The organism is Megasphaera intestinihominis (assembly GCF_040096415.1).
GTDB classification, from domain to species: domain Bacteria; phylum Bacillota; class Negativicutes; order Veillonellales; family Megasphaeraceae; genus Megasphaera; species Megasphaera intestinihominis.
Window position 1 is genome coordinate 32,926 of the sequence record NZ_JBBMEU010000008.1, and the last position, 16,282, is coordinate 49,207.

Consider the following 16,282-nt stretch of genomic DNA (forward strand, 5'->3'; position numbering starts at 1 on the left):
ATTTTAGAGATGTATAAACGTATCGTGCCTTTTTTGGGAGCTGCCTTGGGCAAGGACTGTGAAGTCGTCCTTCATGATCTGCGTTATCCCGATGAATCGGTCATCGCCATTGCCAATGGCGACATCAGCAGCCGTAAACTGGGAGCGCCGGCGACGGATTTTATTTTGAAACTCATGCAGGTCGGTAAGAAAAGGGACCAGGAATATATGACCAATTACTACGGGAAGAGCGTCAACGGCCATACCCTGCGGTCTTCGACCTTTTTTATTCATGATGAGGAAGACAATATCATCGGGGCCCTCTGTCTGAATTACGATGTCCAGCGCTATCTGGACGTGCGGAAACAACTGGATGCCTTCATCTTGATGGACCCGGGGAAGCATATCGACGGCATGCCTCAGGATAACGCTAAGAAGGAAGATGACCATTTCCTGAGCGTCGAAATCTCAGAAAGCATGTATCCGACCGTAGACGATGCCATCCAGCATCTCATCCAGCGGACCCTGGCCCCTTACGGGACCGAGGCCAAACGCCTATCTCAGGCAGAACGCCTGGCTGTCGTCGAAGACCTCTACAAGAACGGCCTCTTCGTCCTCAAAGGCAGCGTCTATGCCCTGGCCCAGATCCTGGGCGTTTCAGAACCGACAATTTACCGCTATTTGAACCGCATCAAGAAAGAAAATCACAACGTGCAGGGGTGAGAAAAATGGATTTAGGGAATTGGAGAGACTTCTTTTCATCTAAAATCTATAAGCGTGGCGAACGCTATTACGAAGAAGGCGACGTCTCCAATCTGAAGTGCACGGAGAAGCAGATAACGGCCGACGTCTATGGCAGTGATATATATGAAGTTACCATTGATTTGGACGACGGCCGGGTCGAAGAAATGGACTGCACCTGTCCCTATGCCGAAAAGGGAGAATATTGCAAGCATATGGTCGCCGTACTGCTGGCCGCCGAAGATGAAGAGCTGGATGAAACGACTGTTGCTGGCAAGGGAAAAGCGTCGTGGCAGGATATTTTACAAAAGCTGTCTGAATCGGATTTGCGCAACTTCGTCTTTCAGCTAGCCGAAGACAATCGGGATTTGCAGAAGAAAATCGTACTGGATTTTTCCAGGGGCAAACCGTCTGCTCAGGAAATGCATCGATATGAACGCGAAATAGATCGGGTATTGGCTCCTTACGACCTCTTGGGATATATTGAATATAATGCCAGTAAGGCTTTCGCGGACAAGGTCCTTGATTATTTGAGCAGCACCATACCGCCGCTGATTAAGCGCTCCTGTACGATGGAAGCGTTGGAACTGGTCAATATCATGGCGGCCAATGTGGCGGATATATCTTTTGAAGATGAAGATGACCAGCAGCTCTGTCTGGATGAATGTCGAACTTACTGGGCCGATATCATTGGTCATGCCAAACCGGAAGACGTGCCGAAGCTGCATCAATGGTTTATACAGCAGATGGATGCAATCAAAAACAAGGGCAATGAGCTATACGGCTATTACGAAGAGGTGCTGTACAATGATTTTGATGACCCGGCGTCCTTGAAATGGAAGCTTGCACGGCTGGATGCGGAAATCGAGCATCATGAATCGGCGAAATCCGACCCCAACGACTGGAATTACGGCTATACCTATGGCACCAATCTGGTCATGCGGATTCATACGATGCAGCAATTAGGCTATCCGCAAACCGATATTGAGCAATATATCCAGGCCCATTATGAAAACAGACAGGTACGGAACATGCTGATTTCCGATGCGTTTAAAGACAATGATTACCAAAGAGCCGTCAAACTGCTCCGTGATTCTCAGGCCATCGATGACGATAAGGATTATTGCCAGCAGGATTACAGCACCAAGCTCATTCATGCCTACCAAGCATTGGGAGACGATGAGGGATACAAACAGGCTTTATGGGAAAATATTCAGCATTTCAACCAGGATGATTTGGAGCAAGTCTCAGCCTTGAAGGCCTGCTGCGATGCGGACGAATGGAATACACTGAAAACAAAAATCCTTCAGCTGCCGTCTTGCCGATATCTGCGTCAACGCTTTTGGGCAGAAGAAAAAATGGTCGACGAACTCTGGGCCGATTTGCAGGAAAATTTGAATCCCTATGACGTAGATCAATATGCAGACGTATTGAAGAACAAATACGGCAATGAAATCCGGGATTACTATGCAGACTATGTGAAAAAGACCATGCCTGGCCTGAATAGCCGCGCTCAATATCGGAACTGCATCTTTTACCTGAAAAAACTCAGCACCTATCCCGAAGGCCTGCACCTGGCCCGCAAAATTGCCCAAGAATGGCGGGAAACCTACCGGAACCGCCGGGCCATGAAAGACGAACTATCCAAAGCGGGCTTCTAAAAAGGCTCTCCTCATAGGAGAGCTGACCGCCTGAGGCGGTCTGAGAGGTTGATTTCCTTGATAACATATAAAATCCCCTGATGCTGTCCACTATTTCGATAGCATCGGGGAATTTTTTTATGCAAGAATGAAAAGTCGTGCGGAAAAATGTGGTGAATACCGCGAAAGTCGCGCATAAAAATGTAGAGATAGACGCAAAAGTCGCGCGAAAAAATGTTATAATAAGGAAAAGATTTTCTGTTTAGGGGGTGGAATCTTGGAAAGAGAATTAATGAAATCATTGGTAAAGTGGAAAACGGCGCCTCGTCGGAAACCGTTGATTTTGAAAGGCGCTCGCCAAGTTGGCAAGACTTGGCTCATGAAAGAGTTCGGACGCCGATATTTTCAGAATATAGTGTACATCAACTTCGATAATAATCCACGGATGCAGCAGATTTTTGAACAAGATTATGATATCCGTCGCATTTTATTAGCTTTTCAGGTAGAAACTGGTGAAAGTATCCGGCCTCAAGAAACTTTGATCATCTTAGATGAAGTCCAGGAAGCGCCACAAGCGATTTCTGCGTTAAAGTATTTTTGTGAAAATGCACCGGAGTACCCTGTAATAGCTGCCGGCTCTTTATTAGGGATTGCTCTGCATAAAGGTATTTCATTCCCTGTTGGAAAAGTGACGACAATGCAATTGTATCCGCTATCTTTTTATGAATTTTTACGGGCTGTCCATGAAGAGCGATTAGCGGATTTATTGGACCAGCGCGATCCGGCTATGCTGAAAGTATTTCATGACCGTTTTGTCACCTGGCTCAAGAATTATTATTATATCGGGGGTATGCCGGAAGCGGTAGCCACTTTTGCAGAAACGTCTGATTATAGTGTTGTGCGGCAGATTCAAAATGACTTGATTCCCCTGTATGAAGCGGATTTTAGTAAGCATATCATTACAGCGGAGATTCCTCGTGTCCGAATGGTATGGAACGCCATCCCGCTTCAATTAGCAAAGGAAAATAAGAAATTTTTCTTTGGACAGGTAAAAAAAGGAGCACGGTCTAAAGATTTTGAAATTGCCATAGAATGGCTTGTCGATTGTGGATTGATTGCTAAGGTGAATCGTGTTTCCAAACCAGCCATGCCACTCAAAGCCTATGCCGAACAGAACGCATATAAACTTTTTTTCTTAGATGTGGGCTTATTAGCGGCCATTAGTGAATTGGACGTGCGTTCCCTTCTGGATGGAAACGATATTTTTGTAGAGTTTAAAGGGGCTTTGACAGAACAGTACGTTTGCCAGCAACTACTTTCTGAAACATCGTATAATCCTTATTACTTTACGTCTCCCAGTAATCGGTATGAAATCGATTTCATGATTCAGAAAGGGAGAGAGGTCATTCCACTGGAAGTTAAAGCGGAACAGAATTTACAATCCAAGAGCTTAAAGGCCTATGTTGAAAAATACCATCCAGCAAAAGCTATCCGATTTTCTATGAGTGATTATCAGGAACAGGAATGGGTAACGAATATTCCCTTATTTGCAATTCGCTGGCTTACCTAACGACTAGCCACTAATCAGCTTCTTTTTTTATTGATTTTTTGAGATTGTCCTTTTATAGGAAACTAAATATAACGAAAATATAAATATCCTGCTAAAATATTTTATTTTTGGCAGGATATTTTTTTGACCTCATAAGTGCATTACAAAAGAACAACCATCAATATGTGTTTATTACAAAAAGACAAAACGATAAATATTGCAAAATAATTATTACTGTGATAATATTTTATTAACAACAAAGAGGGGCATACAAGCCATACGTAATGACTGTATCTTGTGTGGAATGAAGGGATTATACTATAAAAGGAGATTGATAGAATGGAACAGACAGTACAGTGTCCTGACAAAGGACACGCTTTGGGAAAGGAAAAGCTGACCCGATGGGAAAAAGCGGGTATGACCAAAGCACAGTGGAAAGAAGCTGTAAAATTTGATAGTACCGACTGGGGCTGGGTCATTATGAGTATCGGCATGGCTATCGGTGCCGGCATCGTATTTTTACCGGTACAGGTAGGCTTGGCAGGAATTTGGATTTATCTCTTATCTTCTATTATCGGTTATCCAGCTATGTATCTTTTCCAGCGATTATTCATTAATACATTGGCAAAATCTGAACGATGCGAAGATTATCCCAGTGTCATTGGCAATTACCTGGGCAAGAACTGGGGCTTGTTCTTAGGCCTTCTCTACTTCCTGATGCTCATTATCTGGGTCTTCGTTTATTCAACGGCCATCAATAATGACAGTGCGTCTTTTTTAGTCACCTTTGGTGTGACAGATCATTCGCTGGCTAAAAATCCGTTATACGGGCTGGCCATTATTTGTGCTCTTGTCGCCATTGCATCTCGTGGTGAAAAAGTACTCTTCAAAATTTCGACGCTGATGGTCTTGACGAAGTTGTGTGTCGTAGCTGTATTGGGTATCATCATGGTTCAGCACTGGAATTTAGCGAATGTAGGCAGCTTCCCCGATTTTGGCTATCTCATTAAGCAGACCATCATCATGCTGCCCTTCACGCTGACATCTATTTTGTTCTTGCAGAGTTTGAGCCCGATGGTTATTTCTTATCGTTCCCATAATAAGTCGATTGAAGTCGCCCGGTACAAGGCTTTGCGGGCCATGAATATCGCCTTTGGCGTACTCTTTGTCACCGTATTTTTCTATGCTATTTCGTTCAACTTGGCTATGGGCCATGACCAGGCTGTTATGGCTTATGAAAACAATATTTCTGCTTTAGCATTGGCTGCCCAGGGTATTCCCGGCACTTCCATTAAGATCATGAGTTTGATTTTAAATATTTTTGCTGTCGTTACGGCCTTCTTCGGCGTCTTCCTGGGCTTCCGCGAAGCTTGCCGCGGCATTGCCATGAACTGTTTGAAACGCATCATGCCGGAAGATAAGATTAATGTACGTGCCGTTTCGTTGGGCATCTTGGTCTTTGCGGTTCTCGTGTCGTGGGGCGCCATTATTCTCAATGCTCCCGTTTTGAGCTTTACTTCCATCTGTAGTCCTGTTTTTGGCATGATTGGCTGCTTGATTCCGGCTTATCTCGTCTATCGGGTGCCGCGGCTGCATGACCTGAAAGGTGTTTCGCTGTATCTCATCATTGCAACGGGCATCTTGCTGATTATCTCGCCATTCCTGGCTTTTTCGTAAGCTTGTAACGGATTTCATAGATTGATTTTTTAGGAGTGATAATAATGGAAACCTGTACTATGTGGAATAAAATGATTGAAATCATGAAGCAAGATATCAAACCGGCTACGGGATGTACGGAACCGATTTCCCTGGCTTTTGCAGCGGCTACGGCGGCGAAAGAATTGGGAGAACCTGTACAATCTGTCAAAGCCTTTGTTTCCGCTAATTTGATGAAAAATGGGATGGGCGTCATGGTTCCTGGAACCGGCATGCCAGGATTGGCTATTGCCGCTGCTGTCGGGGCTTTGGGCGGTGATGCTGATGCAGGCCTCCAGGTCCTGAAATCCTTGACGCCTGATGTGGTAGCCCAAGGGAAACAAATGGTAGCCGATGGCAAGGTCACCGTTGGTGTCAATGAAACGACAAAACATATCCTTTATTCGGAAGCCAACGTCTATGGGGAATGCCATCATGTCCGCGCCGTCATCGTCGATAGCCATACGAACGTCGTCTTAATCGAAAAAGATGGGCAGGTCATTTTTGAAAAACAAGCGAGCTGTGATAATGGCGAAGCCGATAAAATTGCTTTTTTGCAGTCCCTCTCGATCAAAGATATTTTGGAATTTGCTGAAAATATTCCCCTTGCCAATATCCAGTTCATCAAGAATGCAGAAAATTTGAATGATGCCTTGTCTAAAGAAGGGGTGACTGGGAAATATGGCCTGCGCATTGGCTGCACCATGGAAAAACACATTAAAGAAGGCTTGCTGGCAGGCGATTTGGCCCGTGAAATCCAAGTCCGCACGGTAGCCGCTTCGGATGCCCGCATGGGTGGCGCTGCTTGTCCGGCCATGACCAATTCCGGTTCTGGCAACCAAGGGATTACCGTGTCCGAGCCGGTAACGGTTGTCGCTGACCATATCAAAGCCTCTGGCGAAGAACGCGTCCGGGCCCTGGCTTTGGCCAGTATGGTAGCTATCTATGCTCACAGCTATTTGCCCAAGTTGTCTGCCTTCTGCGCGACCGTTACGGCTGCCATGGGGGCAGCGGCCAGCATGGCCTGGCTCCTTGACCGCAAGACGCCCTATCAGACTATTTGCAAAGCCATTTCGTCCATGAATGGCGGCATCGTCGGCATGGTCTGCGATGGCGCTGCCGATAGCTGTGCCATGAAAGTCGCTTCGGCAGTAGAAATCGCCTATCGTTCAGTCCTCATGGCCTTAGCCGGTATCCGCGTAGAAGGTACGGATGGACTCGTCGCTGATACGGCTGATGAATGTATCCGTAACGTAGGTCTTTTAGCCTCCAATGGGATGCAGCAGACCGATTGTGAAGTCTTGCACATCATGTTGAACAAAAATAAAGAAGTTGCCGGGGCATAATTTCCATGACAAAATAAAAAATCCCCTGATGCTATCCATTATTTCGATAGCATCGGGGGAATTTTTTTAGTCAATGTGATATTCCTTGTATAATGCTTTTCGGGCTGCTTCGTCTTCTATGGCTAAATCCAAATCATGTAAGCGGCCATCAGCCTTCAACAATTTCAGCAATTTTGCCAGATTATCTTCGCCCTTGCGCTGCCCTTCGACAAGACCTTCCTGACGCTCTTCCATGCTCCATTTCTCTAATTCTCGGCACATTTTAGCCACCTCCACAGGATTATTTTTGTAACGATTGACAACTTCTTTCAAAGGGGGCCAAAACATTTCTTCAGCAGTTGTGCTACGGAAATCATTCATTAGCTTACCTATATCATCTTGGCCCCGATAAGCCCCGTTGACGTAAATGATGTGGGACCCATCCTCGAAATGTTGATTTGTTTCTTCGATGATGCGGTTAATATGGTATCGGGATAGCCCATGCTCTAATATATCATTTTCCGTAATGAAGATTACGTAGGTTTCCGGTAGCTGGTCATAGTCGAACCCTTTTTTTAGATTGTTGAGATCTAACACACTGCCATTGAAACGGGCCCGTCGAGCTCCAGCACCTTGATCTGAACGCTGTATCTCAATATCGTATTCTATACCCATAGCATCAGTAGCATGGACATCCAGCCTGACGCCGTGTCCTTGTAAATTAGGAATTGTATCCTCCACATGGAGTGTTTGCACTTCTAGGTCAGGCTGTTCCATAATAATCCGAAGAATACATTCAACAGCAGGAATATTATCTTTCAAACACCGCTTCATGAAATCGTCATCCATTAAACGCCATCGTTTGATAAGATTCAGTGCTCGCTGATGGCGTCTTGCCTGTTGCTTATTATCTGATTTATCGTTCATCAGCAATCCCTTTCATTTCCATTATACTTAGTTCAGAAAATTACTACAATAGATTATTTGAAAGAAAATAAGTAGATAAACGCGCGTTCTACCGAATATATGTTCATTATAACATGGATATATAATTTGAACAAATGTTTTATATGCATAAATGAAAAGTCGCGCGAACCAATGTTATTTGGTTTTGTACAAAAAAATTCCCTGATACTGTCATGATGTAGGGATAGTATCAGGGGATTTTCTTATTTTCTGCGCAGATGAATGGAGAAACCGCCTACTGTTTCTTTTAAGAAGGCGACTTTAATATTTCCTTTTTCGTCGCGATAGCAATGGTCTTCATCCAAAGCGATCCCCTGCCGTTGATAGAAGGCTAAGGCGCGGGGCATATCGCGTGTATCAATACAGATGTGGCCGTTTGTACCGGGCATTTCATGGTCGCAGATTTCGGCGATAGGTCCTGCAAAGAAATTGTCGGCACCGGGAATTTTGTCCTGAGCCATTAATCGGCACAGACCGTCGGTTACGGCTTCAGCTTCCGTTCTGCCAGGTACATGCAGACCTACGTGACCGAGTGTGAAATCCAGCATGTGACGGATGATTTTTTGGCAGTGTGCTGCGATGGCATCCCAATCTTTGGCCTTGACTAAATCCGAAGGGGTGATGAAACTGCCGCCGACAGCTGCGACATTCGGTAAATCCAGATATTCATTCATGTTGTCGTAATTTACGCCGCCTGTTGGAATGAATTTCATGGTAGCAAAAGGACCGGCAAGGGCTTTTAAAGTTTTCGGACCGCCATAGACTCCGGCTGGGAAGAACTTGCAAACTTCCAGTCCTAATCCATTGGCCGCTTCGATGTCGGCTGGAGATACGGTTCCCGGCATGATATCGATATGATTTTCGATACACCACTGGGTGACCTGAGGATTATAGGCCGGCGTAATGATGAATTCAGCACCTGCTTCTACAGCGGCTTGCGCTTGTGCTACATTATGTACCGTGCCAGCTCCGACGATGAGTCCGGGAATGGTCTTCATAGCGCAGATGATGTCCAGGCAGGCATCTGTACGGAAGGTAACTTCAGCAATCGGGATTCCCCCACGGACCAAAGCTTGACCAAAGGGGACTGCGTCTTGTGCATCTTCTAAGACGATGAGTGGAACCAGTCCGATTTCAAATATTTTCTTCATATTATTGCTAATCATGGTTGCCTCCTATTTTTCCATAAACGCTTTTAACTGATCCGGATAGGGGAGGCCTTCGTTGTCTCCCCGGCTGGTAACCTGGATGGCGCCGATAGCATTGCCGCGGCGTACAGCTTCTTTCAAGGGAAGTCCTTCCATCAATGCCGTAATGACCCCGGCTGCGAAACCATCGCCGGCACCGACCGTATCGACGACTTTATCGACTTTAAAGCCAGGGACGAGATATTCTTCGGTAGCTGTCGTTACGTAAGCGCCTTGGCTGCCGACTTTGGTAATAACGGCTTTGGCTCCCAGGTTACGATAGAAAGCGTTGATTTTTTTCGGATCATCACTGCCCATGAGAATTTTGCCTTCAGCTGTCCCAGGGAGAACGATGTCAGCTTTGGACGCCATGTCATTAATAGACTGAATCATGACATCCTGACTAGGCCAGAGCTGAGGCCGTAAATTAGGATCGAAGGTAATCAGTAAACCTGCCTGACGAGCCTTATCGAACATTAAGTTGACAGCAGCCCGCGTCGATTCACTGAGGGCCGGTAAAATCCCTGTCAAATGGATGTGGCTGTATTCATCGAAGCGGATTTTTTCAACATCTTCGACGGATAACGTAGAGGCAGCCGAGCCAGCGCGGAAATAAAAAATATCCGGATCGCCTTGGCTGACACGGCCTTTCAGCATGAACCCTGTCTTTTTCGTATCACTCCAGGCAACGAATTCATTGCCGATTTTGTTTTCATTCAGTACATGGATGATTCGCTGGCCAAAAGGATCTTTGCCCAGTTTCGTCATGTAGGTAACACGGTGCCCCAGACGGGCCACACCGACAGCTACATTGAATTCTGCGCCAGCAACGGCCAAATCATAGCCACTTACACTATCAAGGGAACCTTCACTTTGAGCAATCAAGAGGCCCATGGGTTCACCTGCAAGAATTAATCCAGATTTCATAGTTCTTCATCCTTTCCAACTGATTTAACGAACCAGATAAGCTCCGTCTACAGGGATGATGGCGCCATTTAAATAATCTGATGCAGTACTGGCAAGAAAAACGGCCGTTCCTTTCATATCTTCCGGTGTACCCCATCGTTTTGCCGGAATTCGGTCTAAAATTTCTTTACTGCGAACTGGATCTTCGATTAGTTTCGTATTCATTTCTGTTGCCATATATCCAGGCGCAATTGCATTTACATTGATTCCCTTACCAGCCCATTCGTTAGCCAGTGCTTTCGTTAATTGAGCTACACCACCTTTACTTGCTGCATAAGCTGGGACGGTGTATCCACCAAAGAAACTCAGCATGGAAGCTAGATTGATTATTTTTCCTGATTTTCGAGGTAACATATTTCGTCCGGCAAGCTGGCAAAGCTGAAATACCGTATTTAAGTTGAGGTTTAACACATCATTCCAATCAGTTAGGGGGAATTCTTCACAAGGATGACGACGTTGTACTCCCGCGTTATTGATTAAAATATCGACGCGTCCATTTAAAATATTCAGCGCTTGTTCAAAGACGGCAGGGACATTTTCTTGATTCATTAAGTTTCCGCGTAAAGCAATCATGTCTAATCCTTTTTTTTGACATTCTGAGGCTGTCTTTTCAACACTGGCGCTGGAACCAATGATTAAGACTTTTGCCCCGGCTTCGGCTAGTCCTTCAGCCATGCCGCGTCCTAAGCCACGGCCACCACCAGTTACGATTGCATTTTTCCCTGCTAAATTAAAAGCATTTAATATCGACATAAGATACGCCTCCTAAAAATGATAAGATGAAATATTTCACTAAATAGATATTCATCATATGAATTTACAAATGAATTAATTTTATTTTAAACGATAATTATGGAAAACTCAATAGATAAAAGTGCGGAAATTCGCGTTAAAGCAATTATTTTGCAGAAACCAGCTGAAATAATTGCGAAAAATGATAAAAAGTTATAAAAAAACCAGGGTAATTACAATATATCAAAATTAACATATTCTCTTGACTGGGAATATTCATCCGATGTATTATTAAGACATAAAATAATACATCGGATGAAAAGGAGGAGGTTGTTTTGAAAAAGTTCTTATGTCTTTGTATGACAGTTCTTTTAATTATCACATTAAGTGGTTGTTCAGGGCAAAAAGAACAACGTGTCTACACCAAAGAAAAACCTTTGGTATTGCGTATGGCATTGGTTGATGGTGAAGCGACTTGTTACTATAAAGGTGCCAAGGAAGTTTCAAAAAGAGTTTATGATAAGACCGATGGAAGAATTAAAATTAATGTTATTCCTGGTGGAGCATTAGGCGGCGAACGTGGTACTGTTGAATTGGTCATGAATGGTGATTTGGATATTGCTACTTCGGCAAATTCTGTTCTTACTAACTGGATTCCTCAGATGGCGATTTTAGACCAAGCCTACCTTTGGAAAAACAGCAATGAAGCTCATGCAGCTGTTGATGGAGCGGTCGGAAAATTGATTGAACAAGAAGCGCAGAAAAAAATGGGCGTCCATGTTATCGGCTATATGGAATCTGGGTTCCGAGATGTCTTTTCTGTAAAACCTATTGAAAAGGTAGAAGATTTTAAAGGGGTAAAAATTCGTACGATGCAAAATCGCTATCATATGGCAGCTTTTAAATCTTTTGGAGCTATGCCTGTTGCCTTGCCATTTGGAGAACAGTTTACAGCGCTGCAACAAGGGACAATCGATGCTTGTGAAAATGGTGTAAGCGGTTGTTATACAAATGGTTTTTATGAAGTTACGAAAAATATTACTAATACCCATCATGCTTTTGTTTATATTTTATTATGTATGTCGGATAAATCGTGGAATATGATTCCAGATGATTTACGCCAACCGTTTTTAGAAGGTGTTAAAGAAGGCTGCGATGCTGAAAGAGGTTATTTAGTAGAAGCGAATGCCGATGCAACGCAAAAGCTAAAAGAAAAGGGCGTTACTTTCCACGATATTGATACTGCTCAATTGCAGGCTTTATATAAGAAAGAAGCAGCTGCTAAAGGCTTTACTTTTGATCCTGTATGGCAGCAAGCTGTTGATCAAGCTATTGAAACTGCAAAATCAATGTAATAGGGGGTGTAAGTATGAAATTAGCATTAAAAAAATTGCAATATATTGAGAACTTGATCATTGTAGTTTCTTTTGCGATTATGGTCACTTGTTCTTTTCTTTCCGTGGTAAACCGGAATTTTATAAAATTATCAATTCCCTGGTTTGATGAATTGTCTACGTTTGCCATGATTTATATGGCACTTTTGGGGACGGAAGCAGGTCTTAGGGATGGTTCACAAATTGCTGTAACAGCCCTTGTAAATAAATTTCACGGAGCCTCTAAAGTTGTTTTAGAAATTATTGCAAAAATAGTTGTTACTATTTTTTCTGCCATTGTTTTGTACTACAGTTGTCATATGGCAGCTATGCAGGCGGCTTCTGGACAGCTTACTGCAGCACTTCATATTCCGATGGCAATCCCATATTTGGCATTAGTTATCAGCTTTGCCATTATTACTTGCGTTCAAGGTATTACTGTTATTACCATGCTTATCCACTTCAATGATTTAAACAATTCGCATACAGTTGATGAGAAAGGAGGGAATTGATATGGTGACAGCGTTATTGTTTGGCAGTATGATTGTATTTTTAGCCATTGGTGTACCTATTTCTTTTACCTTGGGAGCTGCTGTTATGGCTACTATTTTCTTAGCCCCGGATTTTACGGTTAGCCCCGGTATTATCCCTCAACGAATTTTTGGTGGTTTGGAATCGACATCGATTATGGCCATTGCTTTCTTTGTCCTGGCTGGCAATATCATGACCAAAGGTGGGATTTCTAGCTGTATCGTAGAATTCTGTAATTCCATTATCGGCAATATCCGAGGTGGCATGTCATTGGTATTGGTCTTAGCTTGTGCTTTCTTTGCCGCTTTATCTGGATCTGCTCCTGCTACCGTTGTTGCTATTGGGGTAATGCTTTATGCAGATATGGTTAAGTTAGGCTATCCTAAAAAACGTGTTGCCGGCCTTTTGGTTGTATCTGGTGGCATGGGACCGATTATTCCACCAAGTATCATTATGATTGTATACGGTACGATTACTGGAGCTTCCATTAGTAAGATGTTCAAAGCAGGGGTGGGCATAGGTATCATTATCATGGTTATTTTGATGGCAGTTTGCCTATTCTATGCGCATAAGGAACAGTGGCCTAAAAATGCTAAGCGCATAAGCTTGAAAGAAATTGGTTCATCTTTTGTACATGCTATTCCGGCTATCTTACTCCCAGTTATTATTTTGGGTGGTATTTATTCGGGCCTTATGACACCAACCGAATCTGCTGCTGTTGCCGTCGTTTGGGCGTTAGTTGTTAGTCTTTTTGTTTATAAAGAAATGAAGGTACAGGATTTATGGCAGATCTTCCTCGATTCTGCTAAAGGTTCAGCTATGATTTTGTTTATTATTGCTACGTCGACAGCATTTTCTTGGATTTTTGCTTACTCCGGTATTTCAGGAGATATGGTTGCTTTTATTAAAGGATTAAATTTAAATCCTACATTATTCTGTATATTGATTGCCTTACTGTTGTTGGCATTCGGTACTTTCTTGGAAGGCATTGCTACTTGTGTTTTATTAGTGCCGATTCTTTGGCCATTAGCACATGTATTAGGCATTGATATTATTCATTTTGGGATGATTGTTTGTATTGCAAATGTTGTAGGTACAATGACCCCGCCTGTCGCGGTTGATATTTTTGCAGCGGCTTCAGTTACTAAATTGGATATGGGCGATATTGTAAAAGGTGAAATTCCTTTCTTTATTGGGTATGTAGCTGTATATTTTGCTGTTGTACTATTCCCGAAGGTCACTACATTATTTTTATAAAATGAGGTGTTTCAAATGGATACGGATGATATGAAAACTTGGCGTGTACAATCTCCTAATACAATGGGATTTCATAAGGTCATTACCTCGAATCAATCAGCTTGTCAGGTTGCACAAATTTTTCGCTTGAATTTGCCTAAAGGAGCTTCTTATACATTGCAATCTAATGAATTGGAATTGCATCCCGTATTAATTCAAGGAAAAGCAACGATTCAACATCCTGTATTGGGGAATGTTGAATTGAATAAATTTGACTCTTTTTATATCCCCTCTGAAAACACGGTTCAGATTAAGGCATTAGAAGAATGCATCTTTTATATTGCCGGAGCTGTTTATGAAGGTATTGGAGAAGCTTTTGTACGGAAATTTGATTCTTCATTGCCCATAGGAGATATGCATCAAATTCATGGTGAGGGCGCTGGCCGGCGGGAAGTCATGTTTACTTTGGCTCCGACGGATAAAGCTTCAAGGTTGATTTGTGGACTTACTTGGGGTGGAGAAGGGACTTGGACTAGTTGGCCTCCTCATCAGCATGAAAAATATTTAGAAGAGGTCTATTGTTACTTTGATATGCCTAAACCTAAATTTGGTTTTCACATCAGCTATAAAAATAGCGGTGATGTAGATGATATGGTAGTACATACTGTTTATTCCGGAACTATGGTTCAAGCTCCTTATGGTTATCATCCGACGGCAGGCAGCCCGGGGAGCCGTAATGCTTATCTTTGGGTATTAGCCGCCTTTGACCCTATTGTACGGAAATATGATTTAGCAGAGCTGGATCCTGCACGAGTATAGGAAAGGAGTCTCAAAATGTCAATAAAAGTCTATGTAACTGATTATGAATATGCAACATTAGAACCTGAAAAAAGAGAATTAGATAAAATTGGTGCTGTAATGTTTCCTAAGCAATGTAAGACCGAAGCGGATGTAATTCGTGAATGTAAAGATGCAAATGGTTTAATTGATCAGTATGCTCCGATTACACGTAAAGTTATGGAGGCTTTGCCTGATTTAAAAGTTGTTGGCCGATATGGAGTAGGCGTAAATACCATTGATGTGGACGCAGCGACTGAATTAGGGATTCAAGTATTAAATGTACCGGATTATTGTATGGATGAAGTATCTAATCAAGCTATTTCATTAATGCTGGCTTGCCATCGCAAGTTAAATATATTAAATTCTCAAGTACATCACCATGGCTGGGATTATAAGATTGCGAAACCCATTCATCGCCTTCAGGGGCAGACATTGGGACTTTTGGGGTTTGGACGTATTCCTAAAATGGTGGCACAGAAAGCCAAAGCTTTTGGCCTGAATATTATTGCTTATGATCCTTATGTTGAACCAGAGGTTGGATTACAATATGATGTTACGATACTTCCCTTAAAAGATGTTTTACAAAAAGCAGATATTATTTCTGTGCATGTACCCTTGACAAAGGATACCGAAAACCTGTTAAATGAACAGACACTTTCTTGGATGAAACCGGAAGCTATTATTATAAATACTTCGCGCGGGCCTTTAATTGATGAAAATGCACTGTACCATGCACTGAAGGATAAAAAAATTGGCTATGCCGGGTTAGATGTTACGGTGCAGGAACCCATTCAAGAAGATAATCCTTTATTAACGTTGGATAATGTTATGATAACGCCTCATGTTGCTTGGTATTCTGAAGAAGCAGAGCTGGAATTAAAAACGAAAGTGGCACAAGGCGTAGCTGACGTATTAAGTGGTAAAAAAGCTAAGTATCTTGTGAATCGTGACGTTCTTTAGTTGAATTTGATGTAAAAGGGGATGAGAGAATGAAGGATGGAACTGTTATTGTCATTAGTCGTCAGTACGGCAGTGGGGGACGAGAATTAGCTCAAATCTTGTCTCAAAAGTTAGGATTGCATCTGTATGATCGTCAATTGATTCATATTGCAGCTGCTAAAATTGGCATTGATGATATGAAAGAAGGGGATTTGAAACAATTGGAAGAAGAAATTCCACCCCTTTCCTTGAAATTTATGCCGTTTTATATTTTTGGCATGCAAGGTGAAAAGCCGTTGAACAATAAAATGTTTGAAGCTGAATCCGAAGCTATTCGACAATTAGCTAAAGACGGGTCTTGCATTATTTTAGGACGCTGCGCAGACTATGTTTTAAAAAATTTTCCTGAAGCCTATTCTTTTTATGTGTGTGCAGATGATGCTTATCGTACACAGCGCGGAAAAACGGTGTATGATGGTAAATCCCTTAGGGAATTAAAGGATGAATATAATGGGCCTGTGAATTCAGACCAGTACTGAAAATTTTAAGAGTGCATGATATAGTATTAAGTAACGAAAATTGG

General features: G+C 42.9%; 15 protein-coding genes. 11 read left to right on the forward strand and 4 right to left on the reverse strand.

What is annotated here, in order from left to right; genetic code table 11:
* The first annotated feature begins 9 nt into the window (after positions 1-9).
* The 5 genes from WMO23_RS02470 to WMO23_RS02490 all read left to right on the forward strand — a co-directional run bounded on the left by WMO23_RS02470 (position 10) and on the right by WMO23_RS02490 (position 6,950).
* On the forward strand, positions 10-702 hold the full coding sequence (locus WMO23_RS02470) for a helix-turn-helix transcriptional regulator (protein WP_349173169.1): 693 nt from the start codon (positions 10-12) through the stop codon (positions 700-702).
* Between the two features lie 5 nt (positions 703-707).
* Positions 708-2,381 (forward strand): SWIM zinc finger family protein, encoded by a 1,674-nt coding sequence (locus tag WMO23_RS02475; RefSeq protein WP_020309625.1) that lies wholly within the window; start codon positions 708-710, stop codon positions 2,379-2,381.
* A gap of 256 nt (positions 2,382-2,637) precedes the next feature.
* The gene (locus WMO23_RS02480; RefSeq protein WP_303267872.1) at positions 2,638-3,930 is read left to right on the forward strand and encodes an ATP-binding protein; all 1,293 of its coding nucleotides are present in this window, start codon (positions 2,638-2,640) and stop codon (positions 3,928-3,930) included.
* Positions 3,931-4,326: 396 nt separating this feature from the next.
* A complete protein-coding gene (locus tag WMO23_RS02485) occupies positions 4,327-5,586 on the forward strand; it encodes an SLC5/6 family protein (RefSeq protein ID WP_020311771.1) in 1,260 nt (419 codons plus the stop codon).
* A gap of 44 nt (positions 5,587-5,630) precedes the next feature.
* Positions 5,631-6,950 carry an L-cysteine desulfidase family protein gene (locus WMO23_RS02490; RefSeq protein WP_349173171.1) on the forward strand — a complete coding sequence of 440 codons (1,320 nt, stop codon included), beginning with the start codon at positions 5,631-5,633 and terminating at the stop codon, positions 6,948-6,950.
* A gap of 66 nt (positions 6,951-7,016) precedes the next feature.
* Here WMO23_RS02490 and WMO23_RS02495 read toward each other — a convergent pair whose 3' ends face one another.
* From WMO23_RS02495 to WMO23_RS02510, 4 genes are all read right to left on the reverse strand, one after another.
* The gene (locus WMO23_RS02495) at positions 7,017-7,856 is read right to left on the reverse strand and encodes a PD-(D/E)XK nuclease family transposase (protein ID WP_020311769.1); all 840 of its coding nucleotides are present in this window, start codon (positions 7,854-7,856) and stop codon (positions 7,017-7,019) included.
* Positions 7,857-8,098: 242 nt separating this feature from the next.
* Positions 8,099-9,061 carry a bifunctional 4-hydroxy-2-oxoglutarate aldolase/2-dehydro-3-deoxy-phosphogluconate aldolase gene (eda, locus tag WMO23_RS02500; RefSeq protein WP_302491251.1) on the reverse strand — a complete coding sequence of 321 codons (963 nt, stop codon included), beginning with the start codon at positions 9,059-9,061 and terminating at the stop codon, positions 8,099-8,101.
* 9 nt (positions 9,062-9,070) lie between these two features.
* A complete protein-coding gene (locus WMO23_RS02505; RefSeq protein WP_036201170.1) occupies positions 9,071-10,009 on the reverse strand; it encodes a sugar kinase in 939 nt (312 codons plus the stop codon).
* Positions 10,010-10,033: 24 nt separating this feature from the next.
* Positions 10,034-10,801, reverse strand: coding sequence for an SDR family NAD(P)-dependent oxidoreductase (locus WMO23_RS02510; protein ID WP_302491250.1), 768 nt, complete (start codon positions 10,799-10,801; stop codon positions 10,034-10,036).
* A 314-nt stretch (positions 10,802-11,115) separates the two neighbouring features.
* Between WMO23_RS02510 and WMO23_RS02515 the strand changes: the two genes are divergently transcribed.
* The 6 genes from WMO23_RS02515 to WMO23_RS02540 are packed head-to-tail and all read left to right on the forward strand — an operon-like array spanning position 11,116 to position 16,238.
* Entirely contained in the window at positions 11,116-12,135 is a 1,020-nt protein-coding gene (locus WMO23_RS02515) for a TRAP transporter substrate-binding protein (RefSeq protein ID WP_302491249.1), read from the forward strand.
* Positions 12,136-12,149: 14 nt separating this feature from the next.
* Positions 12,150-12,665 (forward strand): TRAP transporter small permease, encoded by a 516-nt coding sequence (locus WMO23_RS02520; protein WP_302491248.1) that lies wholly within the window; start codon positions 12,150-12,152, stop codon positions 12,663-12,665.
* A gap of 1 nt (position 12,666) precedes the next feature.
* Entirely contained in the window at positions 12,667-13,941 is a 1,275-nt protein-coding gene (locus tag WMO23_RS02525) for a TRAP transporter large permease (protein ID WP_302491247.1), read from the forward strand.
* A gap of 15 nt (positions 13,942-13,956) precedes the next feature.
* Positions 13,957-14,739 (forward strand): 5-deoxy-glucuronate isomerase, encoded by a 783-nt coding sequence (locus WMO23_RS02530; RefSeq protein WP_302491246.1) that lies wholly within the window; start codon positions 13,957-13,959, stop codon positions 14,737-14,739.
* 15 nt (positions 14,740-14,754) lie between these two features.
* Positions 14,755-15,720: a C-terminal binding protein gene (locus WMO23_RS02535; protein ID WP_302491245.1), complete on the forward strand. Its 966-nt coding sequence runs from the start codon at positions 14,755-14,757 to the stop codon at positions 15,718-15,720.
* Positions 15,721-15,749: 29 nt separating this feature from the next.
* The gene (locus WMO23_RS02540; RefSeq protein WP_349173175.1) at positions 15,750-16,238 is read left to right on the forward strand and encodes a cytidylate kinase-like family protein; all 489 of its coding nucleotides are present in this window, start codon (positions 15,750-15,752) and stop codon (positions 16,236-16,238) included.
* Positions 16,239-16,282: the final 44 nt, after the last annotated feature.

Bases quoted from the DNA above. Each gene is read 5' to 3' on its own strand.
- WMO23_RS02475 (WP_020309625.1), top strand. From the start codon at position 708: ATGGATTTAGGGAATTGGAGAGACTTCTTTTCATCTAAAATCTATAAG.
- WMO23_RS02535 (WP_302491245.1), top strand. From the start codon at position 14,755: ATGTCAATAAAAGTCTATGTAACTGATTATGAATATGCAACATTAGAA.
- WMO23_RS02505 (WP_036201170.1), bottom strand. From the start codon at position 10,009: ATGAAATCTGGATTAATTCTTGCAGGTGAACCCATGGGCCTCTTGATT.
- eda (WP_302491251.1), bottom strand. From the start codon at position 9,061: ATGATTAGCAATAATATGAAGAAAATATTTGAAATCGGACTGGTTCCA.
- WMO23_RS02530 (WP_302491246.1), top strand. From the start codon at position 13,957: ATGGATACGGATGATATGAAAACTTGGCGTGTACAATCTCCTAATACA.
- WMO23_RS02520 (WP_302491248.1), top strand. From the start codon at position 12,150: ATGAAATTAGCATTAAAAAAATTGCAATATATTGAGAACTTGATCATT.
- WMO23_RS02495 (WP_020311769.1), bottom strand. From the start codon at position 7,856: ATGAACGATAAATCAGATAATAAGCAACAGGCAAGACGCCATCAGCGA.
- WMO23_RS02470 (WP_349173169.1), top strand. From the start codon at position 10: ATGTATAAACGTATCGTGCCTTTTTTGGGAGCTGCCTTGGGCAAGGAC.
- WMO23_RS02490 (WP_349173171.1), top strand. From the start codon at position 5,631: ATGGAAACCTGTACTATGTGGAATAAAATGATTGAAATCATGAAGCAA.
- WMO23_RS02510 (WP_302491250.1), bottom strand. From the start codon at position 10,801: ATGTCGATATTAAATGCTTTTAATTTAGCAGGGAAAAATGCAATCGTA.
- WMO23_RS02540 (WP_349173175.1), top strand. From the start codon at position 15,750: ATGAAGGATGGAACTGTTATTGTCATTAGTCGTCAGTACGGCAGTGGG.
- WMO23_RS02485 (WP_020311771.1), top strand. From the start codon at position 4,327: ATGACCAAAGCACAGTGGAAAGAAGCTGTAAAATTTGATAGTACCGAC.
- WMO23_RS02525 (WP_302491247.1), top strand. From the start codon at position 12,667: ATGGTGACAGCGTTATTGTTTGGCAGTATGATTGTATTTTTAGCCATT.